This window comes from Actinopolymorpha singaporensis (genome assembly GCF_900104745.1).
Taxonomy (GTDB): Bacteria; Actinomycetota; Actinomycetes; order Propionibacteriales; family Actinopolymorphaceae; genus Actinopolymorpha; species Actinopolymorpha singaporensis.
In genome coordinates, this window is sequence record NZ_LT629732.1 from 3,269,254 (window position 1) to 3,281,610 (window position 12,357).

The following is a 12,357-nucleotide window of genomic DNA, read 5'->3' on the forward strand; positions in this document are numbered from 1 at the left end:
ACATGCGGCCGAGCAGGTCCCTGCCCGGGAACGATCCGGTCACCCCGCCGATGTTCGGCGGCTGGTTGCGGCACCTGCGCCCGCGTTCGCGCGAGAACGTCCTCGACCGTACGAAGGCCCTCGCCGGCGCGTTCCAGCTGATCGGCTGGCAGAACAGCCTGCGGGCGGTCCGCTACGCCGTCCAGCGGACGTGGCTCGACCGGCGGCTGGAGCGGCCGCCGCGCGCGCCGTCGCGCGTGCCGGGCCGGCTGACCGCCGCGGAGCAGGTCACCGGGGGAGCGCGGTTCACGTTCGCGCCGACCGGCGGGTCCTCGTCCGGCGACTCCGCGGCCGACCTCACTCTGGAGGTGCGGTGCCTCGCCGCCGGCGGCGTCTTCGTCGGCTGGGACGGTGCCGGCCCCACGCCGTCCTACGCGCTGGCCGGTTTCGAGGCCGGGCACGCCCCCGCCCCCGCCGGCGACACCACGCTCGCCCGGGAGGGTGACGACTGGACGGTCGGCACCGGCGCGCTGAGCGTCACCGTCCATCCTTCCGGTGGCCTCACGTTCCGCTCCGGCGGCGACGGGCACGCTCCGCCGCTGCGCCACGACCTGCCGCCCCGCTGGGACGGCGTGTCCTGGACCCACCGCAGCACACTGGACAGTGACGCCGCTGTGCTCGGGCTCGGTGGCCGCAGCGCACCGCTCGACCGGCGCGGCGGCACCTACCGGTTGTGGAACTCCGACCCCGGTGGCACCTACGCCCTGGGCGACGACCCGTTGTCGCTGTCGATTCCTGCCTACCTCGTCGTCGCCGACGCCGGCACTCACGTCGCGTTCCACGACACCAGCTTCGACGGCACCGTCGAGGTGGGCGAGCAGGTCGTCACCCGCGTGACCGACGGCCCACTGCGCTACTACGTCTTCCCGGGCACTCCGGCGCGCGCCCTCGACGCCTACACCGCGCTCACCGGGCGACCGGCATTGCCGCCGCGCTGGGCACTCGGCTACCACCAGAGCCGCTGGGGGTACGGCAGCGAGTCCGCGGTCCGCCGGATCGTCGGCCAGTTCGCAGAGCGCGACCTGCCGCTGTCGGTGATCTGGCTGGACATCGACCACCTGGTCGACAACCGGCCGTTCAACGTCGACCCGCGCCGTTACCCCGACCTCGCCACGCTCACGTCCGACCTGGCCGAGCGTGGCATCCACCTGGTGGCCATCGCCGACCCCGGCGTCGCCATGGACCGGCGCGACCCCGTGTTCGCCGGTGGGCTGGCGGCCGACGTGTTCTGCCGCGACGAGCGTGGCGGGCTGGCGACGGGGGTGGTGTGGCCGGGCACCACGGTCTTTCCCGACTTCACCGCCTCCCGGACCCGCGAGTGGTGGAGCCGGCTCTACCAGACCTACGTCAGCGCCGGGATCGCCGGCTTCTGGCACGACATGAACGAGCCGTCGTCGTTCGCGGCCTGGGGCGACGGGACGCTTCCGCTGTCGACCCGCCACGATCTCGACGGCCGCGGTGGCGACCACCGCGAGGCGCACAACGTCTACGCGCTGCTGCTCAACCACGCCGGGTTCGACGGTGTCCGGCGGTTGCGACCGGACCGGCGCCCCTACCTTCTGTCGCGGTCCGGCTTCGCGGGCCTGCAGCGCTACGCCGGCACCTGGTCCGGCGACATCGGCACGGCTTGGGAGGGCCTGCGGATCAGTCTCAGTTTCACCCTCGGGCTGGGCTGTTCGGGAATGCCGTACTCCGGCCCCGACATCGGCGGCTTCGACGCGCACCCGTCGGCGGAGCTGTACGTCCGGTGGTTCCAGCTCGCGTCGTACCTCCCGTTCTTCCGGGTGCACTGCGCCGCGTCCCTGCCGCACCGGGAGCCGTGGGCGTTCGGGCCGGAGGTCCTCGGACAGGTGCGGCCCGCGCTGACCGAGCGGTACACCCTGCTGCCGTACTGGTACACCCTTGCCTGGATCGCGCACCGCACCGGCACGCCCTACGCCCGGCCGATGTTCTGGGCGGACCCGGCCGACGCCGCACTGCGCTGGGAGGACGACCAGTTCCTGCTGGGCGACGCCCTGCTGGTGGCACCGGTGCTGGCCGAGGGCGTCCGCGAGCGGACCGTCCGGCTGCCCGCCGGGCGGTGGTACGACCGGCGCACCGGGACCGCCCACGACGGGCCCGGGCACGTGACCGTCCCGGCACCGCTGGACTCGACGCCGGTGCTCGTCCGGGCGGGCGCGGTGCTTCCGGTGGAGCGGGCCGGCTCGATCGTGCTGGAGGTGTACCCACCCGGTGAAGACGAGGGTCCGGGCGGGGTGCTGTTCACCGACGCCGGCGACGGGTTCGCCGAGCCGGTGGAGGAGCGCTTCACGATCGGCCGCGGCGACGACGGACGGCTCGAGGTGCGCTACTCCGGTCCGGCCGGCTCGCTGCCCTACGACGTGGACTGGCGCGTGCCGCGCGACCGGGGATGAACGCCGACCCGGACGGGCGATGAACGCCGACCCGGACGGGCGATGAACGCCGACCCGCGGTGAGCGGCGACCGGTCCGCCGGGTCAGAGCCGGAGGACCGGTCCGCGGCAAACGCTAGGAAAGCTGGCGGAGGCGGATGGTCTCCGGCATCTCCCGCAGCACCTGGGCCACCTTGTCCGCGGCCGGTGCGCCGATGTCGGTGATCACGTAGCCGACCTCACCGCGCGTACCGAGGAACTGCCCCTCGATGTTGACGCCGTGCTCGGCGAGGACGCCGTTGATGGTGGCGAGTACGCCCGGCGTGTTCACGTGCACGTGCGCGAGCCGGTGGGCGCCGACCCGCTCGGGCAGGGCGAGCTCCGGGAGGTTCACGCTCAGGGAGGTGTTGCCGTCGTCGGTGTAGTGGCGCAGCTTGGACGCCACGAACCGCCCGATGTCCTGCTGGGCCTCCTCGGTGGACCCGCCGACGTGCGGGGTGAGGATGACGTTGGACAGCCCGCGCAGCTCCGACTCGAACGGCTCACCGCGGCGCTTGGGCTCGCGCGGGAACACGTCGACGGCCGCGCCTGCGAGGTGGCCGGACTCGATGTGCCCCCGCAGCGCCTGGTGGTCGACGAGGAAGCCCCGGGAGAGGTTGAGGAAGATCGAGCCGGGACGCATCCGGGCGAACTCCGCCTCACCGAACATCCCGCTGTTGCCGGGCCGCCCGTCGACGTGCAGCGTCACGATGTCGACCGACTCCAGCAGCTCCTCGATCGAGGAGCAGCGGACCGCGTTGCCGAGGGCCAGCTTGTCGTTGATGTCGTAGAAGTACACCGACATGCCGAGTGTCTCGGCCAGCACCGACAGCTGGCTGCCGATGTTGCCGTACCCCACGATGCCGAGCCGGCGGCCGCGCACCTCGTGGCTGCCGGCGGCCGACTTGTCCCAGATACCGGCGTGCATGTCCCGGCTCTTGTCGGTGAGGCGCCGGGTGAGCGCGATGATCTCGGCGATGGCGAGCTCGACGACGCTGCGGGTGTTGGAGAACGGCGCGTTGAACACCGCCACCCCCCGCCGGGTCGCCGCCGGCAGGTCGATCTGGTTGGTGCCGATGCAGAACGCGCCGACCGCGAGGAGGTTGCCGGCCCGGTCGAGCACCTTCTCGGTGAGCTGGGTGGTCGATCGGATGCCGAGCAGGTGTACGTCGCCGACGCGCTCGGCCAGCTCGTCCTCGCCGAGTGCGCCGTCGTGGGTCTCCACGTGGAAGCCGGCCGAGGAGAGCAGCCCGGTGGCGTCGGGGTGGATGTTCTCCAGCAGCAGGACGTTGATCTTGTCGTCTCCGGTGGGGGCCATGGCAAAGATGGTGCCCCCTTCACCCGGAGCAGGCACACCCGGGTCCACGGTGCGGTACGCCCGGTGCCGGCGTGCGGCCGTCCCGGCGATCGGCTCCGCGACCGCTACGCACCACTTCCGGTAGCTACCCGCCGGTCATGGTCGTCTGTTCCCTCGCCGAACTGGCCGGTGCGCTCGCCCTGGTCGTCGTCGGTCGCAGGGCCGGTCGCAGGGCCGGTCGCAGGGCCGGTCGCAGGGGCGGTCACCGGCCCGGTCGCCGGGTCGGCCGCCGGACGGTTCGGGATCCGGATGGACGCGGCGGCGGCCAGGAAGCAGAGGAGGCCGGCTCCGGTGAACGCGAGGGTGTAGCTGCCCAGGCCGTCGCGGACCAACCCGGCGGCGGTCGCGGCGATCGCCGCGCCGATCTGGTGGGAGGCGAAGACCCAGCCGAACACGATCGGTCCAGCGGTGCCGAAATGCGTACGGCACAAGGCGATCGTCGGCGGCACGGTCGCCACCCAGTCCAGCCCGTAGAACACGATGAAGATCAGGAGGCTCGGGTGCGGCTCGGCCGCGAGCAGTGACGGAAGCAGCAGCAGGGAGCCGCCGCGCAGCGCGTAGTACAAGCCGAGCAGCAGCGGGGCCGGAACCCGGTCGGTGAGCCAGCCGGAGGCGATCGTCCCCACCACGTCCAGCACACCCGCCAGGGCCAGGAGGGACGCGGCCACAGGTTCGGCCATGCCGTGGTCGTGCGCGGCGGGGATCAGGTGGATCTGGATCAGTCCGTTGGTCGACATGCCGCAGATCGCGAAGCCTACGGCGAGCAGCCAGAAGGGCTTCGTGCGAGCTGCCGCGGCCAGCGTGGCCAGGGCCCGGCCGGCGGCCGGGTGCTGGACCGGTTCGGCGGGTTCGTCACCCGTTGCGCCGTACGGTACGAGCCCGACGTCGCTCGGCCGGTCGCGCAGGAACACCACGACCAGCGGAATGACCGCCAGAGCGGCGATCGTCACCGTCCAGGAGGCGCTGCGCCAGCCGGAGCCGACGGCGAGAGTGGCGAGTACGGGCAGGAACACCAGCCGCCCGGCCGCGCCCCCGGAGGTCAGAACACCGGTCACCAGGCCGCGGTGCCGGACGAACCACCGCCCGGTGATCGTTGCCACGAAGCCCAGCGCCATCGCCCCGGTGCCCAGGCCGACGAGCACACCCCACAGCAGGACCAGCTGCCAGCTGGCGGTCATGAAGACCGTCAGCCCGCTGCCCACCACGATCAGCCCGAGCGCGCAGACCAGGACCCGGCGGATCCCGAACCGCTCCATCAGTGCGGCAGCGAACGGCGCGGTCAGGCCGTAGAGGAGGAGGTTCACCGAGATCGCGAGCGAGATCGTGCTGCGCGACCAGCCGAACTCCTCCTGCAGGGGAGTGACGAGGACTCCCGGTGTGGCGCCGAATCCCGCGGCGGCGACCAGGGTGAGCATCGAGACGCCCGCGACCAGCCAGGCACGGTGGAGGCGGGGCGAGAGTGTGGACGTTCGCACGGAGACCAGTCTTCGGGCTGGAACGGGACCGAACGAGTGGCCTGAAGGCCAACATGTGCAAGGATCGGGCCATGCCGTTTCGCGCCGTCGGATCACGGCACCGGATCGCGGTGCTGGCCCTGCCCGCCGTCGTGCCGTTCGACCTGGGCACGGCGACCCAGGTCTTCGGCTCCGCCCGCGACGGCGACGGGCGGCGGCACTACGTCGTCCGGGTCTGTACGCCCGACGGAGCGGCGGTGCCGACGGCCTCCGGCTTCGACGTCACTCCCGAGCACGGCCCGGAGCTGCTGGCCGACGCGGACACCGTGGTGGTTCCCGGTGTGCACGGCGGCTCGGCGATGACCGACGGGACGATCGACCCGCTGGTCGCCCAGGCCCTGCGGGAGGTGGTGGCGACCGGGCGGCGACTGGTGTCGATCTGCACAGGTGCGTTCGTGCTGGCCGCGGCGGGTGTGCTGGACGGGCGCCCGGCGACGACCCACTGGGCGCACGCCGAGCGGTTCCGTCAGCTGTATCCGAAGGTACGGCTCGACCCGGACGTGTTGTTCGTCGACGACGGCCAGGTGCTCACCTCGGCGGGGGTGGGCGCCGGGCTCGACCTGTGCCTGCACATCATCCGACGCGATCACGGTGCCGAGGTGGCCAACAGCGCGGCCCGCCGGTGTGTGGTGCCGCCCTGGCGTGACGGCGGTCAGTCGCAGTACATCGAACGCCCGGTTCCCTCCCCGGCCGGCACCACCACCGAACCCACCCGCCGGTGGATGCTGGAACACCTGGCCGACCCGCTCGACCTGCAGGCGCTGGCCGGGCACGCGCGGATGAGCGTACGGACGTTCACCCGGCGGTTCCGGGAGGAGACCGGCCTGAGCCCCGGCAGCTGGCTGGGACGGCAGCGCATCGAACACGCCCGGCACCTGCTGGAGTCCACCGACCTGCCGGTCGACGGGGTGGCCCGGGCGGCAGGGTTCGCGACCACCGCGTCGCTGCGCCAGCACCTGCACGCGGTCGTCGGCGTCTCGCCGCTCGCGTACCGGCGAACCTTCCGAGGCACGTCGACGTCCTGAGCTGGGGCCGAGCCGCCGCCGGTCCACTTCTTCGCGGAGCGTCGCGGAGCCCTGCGCGGCCGCTGTCAACCAGCGCTTGTCGGGGTACGGGACCGCAGCGAACTCGCCCTTACGTGCAACTCGGTGGGCAGCACCGTCACCGACGGCGGGCGGTCCGGATCCTCGACCCGGCGCAGCAACAGGTCGGCGGCGGTGCGCCCGATCTCGTACGTGGGCTGGGTGATCGTGGACAGTGGCGGCCGGATCAGCGTCGCGCACGGCACGTCGTCGAACCCGAACACGCCCACATCGGCGGGCACCCGCAGGCCCCGGTCCACCAGGCACTCCAGCGCCCCGACGGTGAGCAGGTTGTTGGTGGCGAACACCGCGTCCGGGCGCGGAGTGTGGTCGAGGAGTTCACCCATGGCGGCGTACCCGCCCCGCTCACGGAAGTCGGCGTGGCGTACCAGCCGCGGATCCGGTTTCCGGCCGGCCGCCCGCAGTGCGCGGCGGTAGCCCTCCAGGCGTTCCTCGGCCGTGCTGACGTCGCGCGGTCCGGTGATGCAGGCCACCCGGGTGAACCCCTCGTCGAGCAGGTGGGCGGTGGCGAGTTCGGCGGCGCTGGTGTTGTCCACCGTGACCGTGTCCACCTCGACCTCCTCCGCCCTCCGGTCGATCGCCACGATCGGGACGCCGGCCGACACCAGCCGGGCCAGGTGGCCCGGCTGGTTGGTCGGCGAGACGATCACCCCGGCCATCTGCTCGGCCAGGATCGCGGCGATGTAGTCGGCCTCCTTGGCCGGGCTCTCGTCGCTGTTGCAGAGCACCACGGAGTACCTCGCCTGCTGGGCGACGTCCTCGACTCCGCGCACCAGGGCGGTGAAGAACGGGTTGTTGATGTCGGAGACGAGCACCGCCCACAGGTGGGTCTGGCTGCGGCGAAGGCTGCGGGCGAGCGCGTTGGGCCGGTACTCGAGCTCGGTCGCCGCGGCACGCACACGGTCGGCCAGCTGTGCGTCGACGGTCTGCTTGCCGTTGAGCACCCGGGAGACGGTGGACGCGGAGACGCCCGCGCGGCGGGCGACGTCGTAGATCGTGGCCATGGTGGTGGTTCAGAGTAGGACACACGTAGGGACACAGCAGGGCGCCCCCGTCCGTCCCGGTCGGACGAGGACGCCCCGCGTCGTGTGCCGCGTCGTACGGCCGAGCGGCGTCAGATCATGCGGCGGGCGAGGTTCTCCTTGCCCGAGGGTCCCTTGGCGGATCCGGCGATCCACGGGCCGTCGGGGTAGAGGTGGAGTACGCCCTCCTCCAGCCAGGTGTAGCGACCGGCCAGGATCTGCTTGGCCAGCGCGTCGTCGCTGTCGTCGGAGTTGACCCACAGCCGGCGGAACAGCTCCCGGACACGGGTCCGCGCCTGTACGCAGAACGCCTCCGCCAGTTCGTACGCCGCCGCGCCCCGCTCCGGGTCGTCCTGCCGCAGCCGCTCCGCCCGTACGCAGGCCGCCGTCATGGCGAACAGCTCCGCGCCGATGTCGACCACCCGGGCGAGGAATCCCTGTCGCTGTTCGAGTTTGGCCTGCCAGCGCGCCATGCCGTAGAAGGTGTTGCGGGCCAGCTTGCGCGAGGCGCGTTCCACGAACCGCAGGTGCGGTGCGAGGTCGCCGAACTCCGCGTACGACGAGGGCCGGTGTCCCTTGCCGGTGACCAGCCGCGGCAGCCAACGGCCGTAGAAGCCGCTCGCCCTGGCCGCCGACCTCGCCTTCGCGCCGGCGGCGGCGTTCACGTCGGCGAGAGCGCCGGCTGCCTGCAGGTGGGTGTCGACCGCCTCACGGGCGATCATCAGGTGCATGATCTCCGTCGAGCCCTCGAAGATGCGGTTGATCCGCAGGTCCCGCAGCATCTGCTCCACGGGCGCGGCCCGCTCACCGCGTGCGGCCAGGGACTCCGCGCTCTCGTAGCCGCGACCGCCCCGGATCTGAACGAGTTCGTCGATCATCTGCCAGGACTTCTCGCTGGCGTACAGCTTGGCCAGCGCCGCCTCCAGCCGGATGTCGAGCGAGCCCTCGTCGGCCATGCCGGCGGACAGTTCGAGGACGCTCTCCAAGGCGTACGACGTGGCCGCGATGAACGAGATCTTGTGCGCGATCGCGGCGTGCCGGCCGATCGGGCGGCCCCACTGTTCGCGTTCGGTGGACCACTCGCGGGCGATCTTCAGCGCCCACTTGCCCGCACCCGCGCACATCGCGGGGATCGACAGGCGCCCGGCGTTCAGCGTCGTCAGGGCGATCTTCAGGCCCATGCCCTCTTCGGCGAGCCGGTTCGCCGCCGGGACCCGGACCTGGTGGAAGCGGGTGACGCCGTTCTCGATCCCGCGCAGCCCCATGAAGGAGTTGCGGTTCTCGACCGTGATGCCGGGGCTGTCGGCCTCGACCACGAACGCGGTGATGCCGCCGCGGTGGCCCTCCGAGCGCGGTACCCGCGCCATCACCACCACGAGTTCGGCCACGACGCCGTTCGTCGTCCACAACTTGACGCCGTCCAGGACGTACTCCGAGCCGTCCGGGCTCGGCACCGCGACCATGCCCAGCCGGGCCGGGTCGGAGCCGACGTCGGGTTCGGTGAGCAGGAACGCGCTGATGGCGCCGCGGGCACAGCGGGGGAGGTACTCCCGCTTCTGCTCCTCGGTGCCGAACATCCGCACCGGTTCCGGCACACCGATCGACTGGTGCGCCGACAGCAGCGCGCCGATGCTCGGGTGGACCGAACTGGCCAGCATCAGCCCGGCGCCGTAGTCGGCCATCGACAGGCCGAGGCCGCCGTATTCCTGCGGGATCTTCATCCCGAACGCGCCCAGGGCTGCGAAGCCCTTCGCGTACTCGTCGGGGATGCGGGACTCGCGTTCGATGACCTGGCCGTCCAGCGTCTCGCAGTAGGCACGCAGGCGGTCGAGGAACTCCCGGCCACGGAGGATCTTGGCGGCGGGAGGACGCGGGGCGGGATGGATCAGGTCGAGGCGGAGCTGCCCGAGGTAGAGGTCCTTGGCGAAGCTCGGCTTGACCCAGGAAGCTTCGCGGGCCGCCTCGGCGACAGCGCGAGCCTCCCCTTCGGTGACGCGGCCGGTCTGGCTCATGGCTCACCCTTTCGCCGGTACTACCGGCCAGTGTTACTCGCCAGTAAGGGGCGTGCCAGGGGAACCGGAAAATGGACCGACAGCTTGGGTGAGTGCTCCCGAAAGGCGCCGTTGACAGCGGTTGGACCAGGTCGCGGACAGTCTGTGAAGCCTGTGTAGGCAGGGAAAAGCCGGCGGAAGGCATGCGGGATCGCGCTGTCAGGCCGGCCTTGCGGACGCTGTCAGGCCTCGGTGGACGTCCACGCCCGGCTCGGCGGCCGCGGCGGAAGGGGCCGCCGGTCCATGCGCGGTACGACGCGGTGCACGGTCGCCAGGGTCAGCGCCATCACCAGGCATGCGGTGCCGCAGATCCCGGCCGCACTCCCGGCGTACGCCACGAACAGCCGCCGCCGGGTGAGCCCGTCGATGTTCGCGTACAGCCCTGGGTCGGCGACCGTCACGGCGAGCACGCCGCCGGCCACCAGGACGACACCGGCCACCGCGAGGAGTGAGACGGCGTACGGATGTGCCTCGCGCGTGGTCGCCCGGGCGAACCGGGACTGGGCGAGGACCAGGCAGAACCCGCCACCGGCCGCCCAGCCGCCGACGATCAGCAGGGCCGCCACGGCGTCGCTGGGGCGGTGCCATCCGGCGGACAGCGTGGCCACCGCCGTCAGCGCGGAGTAGCCGGCGCCGAGCACGGCCGCCGTGCCGCGCAGCGCGGGCGGCAGCACCAGGACGAACGCGACCGCCACCGACGCGGCCACCGTGGTGTGCCCGCTCGGCAGGCTGTTCAGGCCGGCCGCCGTCTCGCCCTGGACGCCGAGGTCGGGGCGCTGGATCACGACGTGCTTGAGCACCTGGGTGGTGAGGTTGGCCCCGGCGACCACGAGCGTGGCCACCAGGGCGAGCAGCAACCGGCGCCTGGCCAGCGCGATGAACCCGATCAGCAGAGTCGCGGCGGCGAGGGACGCCACCGACACCACGTCCAGCACCCGGGTCACCAGCGTGTGCACGTGAGTCTGGCCGACCACGTTGCCCGCGAGTGCTACCGAGTCCAGGAGTTGGCCGTGGCGGGTGCGGACGAAGATCCACCACACGGCACCCAGGGCCACGACGTAGGCGAGGGTCAGAGTGAACAGCCAGGACGCGGTGACTCCACGGGAGCGGCTCGGCATGCGATCACCGTAACTGCTCACCCTGTGTGCTCGGCCGCTTCCCGGTGGCCTCATCCTCGACGGACGATGGCCGGTTTCCCGACGGGCTCGTTCCCCGGCATGTCTCCCATAACGGACGGCCGGTGCCGCCCCGGGAATGCGGATGACCTACGTGGCGTTGGGCAGTACAGTGGTCCGGGTCGGTCGGGTACGCCCGATCCGGCGCAGCGGTACAACCTTGACAACTCAACATGGGGGTGAACGGTTTCGACTTCGTGCGATCGCTTCAGGGGAAGCGGGCCGAGGACCCAGGGTCGTCTCGTTAACGATCCCTGGAAACCAATAAGTGCCGATTCCAAGCGCACTAACTTCGCTCTCGCCGCCTGAGGCGAGCTGACGAAGGGTCAGCCCGGGAGTGCCTTCGGCCCGGGTCCTGATCTCATCAAGAGGGCTCACCTGTACGGACTGGCCACTGGGCCGTACGGGGAAATGAACGGTGGCTGGGCCCGTCGGCGACTTGCCTGTGAGAGCGCCGGGGCCGAGTAGAACGCCTAACAGGATGCGCCCGGAGAAGCCCTGAAACATCGACGAAGGACGCGGGTTCGATTCCCGCCACCTCCACCAACAGCAAAGCCCCTGGTCAGAGCCATCTGACCAGGGGCTTTCGCATGCCAGCGACCACTTTGTGCGCGCATCAGACAGGCCGGCCTCGTCGAACGACGCGGTGGCGTGCAGACCTTCCGGCGTGCCGATGGCAACGACATGGCACCCGGCTGTAGGCCGGCCCGTTCTTGACGTAAACCGCCCAACCCCGCGCAGCGGGAAAGTACCCAGCCTGGTCGGGCCAACGATCGGGGTGTGTGTCGGCTGCGGAGCTTCCGGGCGTCCGCCCCACTGGGTGGTCTCCGACACTCCCTGCCGGGGTTCGGGCGAGTGCTGGCAGCCACTCACCACCACAGCCACGACGAGGGCCAGAGTCCCCAGCAGGGCGCCGGGGCTCGACCTTCTCGAATCAACAATGCCCACAGCTGACGTGCCAGATACGTGCCAGACGACGGTGATGATCGTGCGGAGGGAGGGGCGGAGCGCGGACCCGACCCGGAGGCGCGACCACTCCGCGAGGCCTCGGCGGAGACCGGCTGAAGCCGAAGCGGCGTGGTCAGGGCGTCGGGACGTCGTGATGCCCGGCAGCGGTCCTGCACCACGAGGCGAGCGCGGCCACGTCGACGGAGGTGGTCGTGTCGACTCGGCACACCGGCCCCATTCCGAGCGGCTCTGCGTCCTGGACCATCCGGCTCCACTCCGCGTCGGTCATGAAGGAACCATGAACGGCGTGCCGAGCGCGGTGCCGAGCGTCGTCACGGGCACGGGCCACCTCGGCCGGTACGTCGCACCAGATCTCCACTGCTTGCTTCACGCCGGCCCGGGCGAGGCCCTGGGCGACCAACTTTCGTACGTCGGCCCGCCAGGAACTCTCCAGTACCGCTCCGAGGGGCGCATGCGCCAGGAGCGCCCACATCGTTTCGCTGGCCGCGGCGCCAAGGGCGCCGTTCCATTCCCGCTGCGACCGGCCGTCGGGTGGCTGGGCGCCGAGCACGTCAGCGTGCGTCTCCTTGATGACGTCCTTGCTGATCAGTGGCAGGCCGAGTGCCCGGGCCAGAGCGGAAGCGAGCGTTGACTTCCCGGCGGCGGGTAGACCGTTGACGAGGACGGTGGTACGCCTGTTGCTCACGGTGGCGCAGT

At 71.6% G+C, this 12,357-nt stretch carries 8 protein-coding genes and 1 other RNA gene; 3 read left to right on the forward strand and 6 right to left on the reverse strand.

The annotated features are described in order from the left end of the window. Positions 1–2: 2 nt before the first annotated feature. The gene (locus BLU27_RS14865) at positions 3–2,453 is read left to right on the forward strand and encodes a glycoside hydrolase family 31 protein (RefSeq protein ID WP_092654272.1); all 2,451 of its coding nucleotides are present in this window, start codon (positions 3–5) and stop codon (positions 2,451–2,453) included. A 114-nt stretch (positions 2,454–2,567) separates the two neighbouring features. On the opposite strand, the gene serA is transcribed toward BLU27_RS14865, so the two are convergent. Both serA and BLU27_RS14875 read right to left on the reverse strand, forming a co-directional pair. After that, entirely contained in the window at positions 2,568–3,788 is a 1,221-nt protein-coding gene (gene serA / locus BLU27_RS14870) for a phosphoglycerate dehydrogenase (RefSeq protein WP_172804954.1), read from the reverse strand. A gap of 104 nt (positions 3,789–3,892) precedes the next feature. Beyond that, entirely contained in the window at positions 3,893–5,302 is a 1,410-nt protein-coding gene (locus tag BLU27_RS14875) for an MFS transporter (protein WP_241827433.1), read from the reverse strand. Between the two features lie 71 nt (positions 5,303–5,373). Between BLU27_RS14875 and BLU27_RS14880 the strand changes: the two genes are divergently transcribed. Next, positions 5,374–6,366, forward strand: a complete 993-nt coding sequence (locus BLU27_RS14880) for a GlxA family transcriptional regulator (RefSeq protein ID WP_197681433.1) — start codon at positions 5,374–5,376, stop codon at positions 6,364–6,366. A 65-nt stretch (positions 6,367–6,431) separates the two neighbouring features. Here the strand turns inward: BLU27_RS14880 and BLU27_RS14885 are convergent, their stop codons facing one another. The 3 genes from BLU27_RS14885 to BLU27_RS14895 all read right to left on the reverse strand — a co-directional run bounded on the left by BLU27_RS14885 (position 6,432) and on the right by BLU27_RS14895 (position 10,635). Next, positions 6,432–7,448 (reverse strand): LacI family DNA-binding transcriptional regulator, encoded by a 1,017-nt coding sequence (locus BLU27_RS14885; RefSeq protein WP_092654276.1) that lies wholly within the window; start codon positions 7,446–7,448, stop codon positions 6,432–6,434. A gap of 110 nt (positions 7,449–7,558) precedes the next feature. Continuing rightward, a complete protein-coding gene (locus BLU27_RS14890) occupies positions 7,559–9,478 on the reverse strand; it encodes an acyl-CoA dehydrogenase family protein (RefSeq protein WP_092654279.1) in 1,920 nt (639 codons plus the stop codon). Positions 9,479–9,699: 221 nt separating this feature from the next. Beyond that, positions 9,700–10,635: a phosphatase PAP2 family protein gene (locus tag BLU27_RS14895; RefSeq protein WP_092657720.1), complete on the reverse strand. Its 936-nt coding sequence runs from the start codon at positions 10,633–10,635 to the stop codon at positions 9,700–9,702. Positions 10,636–10,867: 232 nt separating this feature from the next. On the opposite strand from BLU27_RS14895, the gene ssrA reads away from it, so the two are divergent. After that, positions 10,868–11,238, forward strand: a transfer-messenger RNA (tmRNA) gene (gene ssrA / locus BLU27_RS14900). 535 nt (positions 11,239–11,773) lie between these two features. Here the strand turns inward: ssrA and BLU27_RS14905 are convergent. Next, positions 11,774–12,346, reverse strand: coding sequence for a P-loop nucleotide/nucleoside kinase family protein (locus BLU27_RS14905; protein WP_092654281.1), 573 nt, complete (start codon positions 12,344–12,346; stop codon positions 11,774–11,776). Positions 12,347–12,357 lie beyond the last annotated feature (11 nt).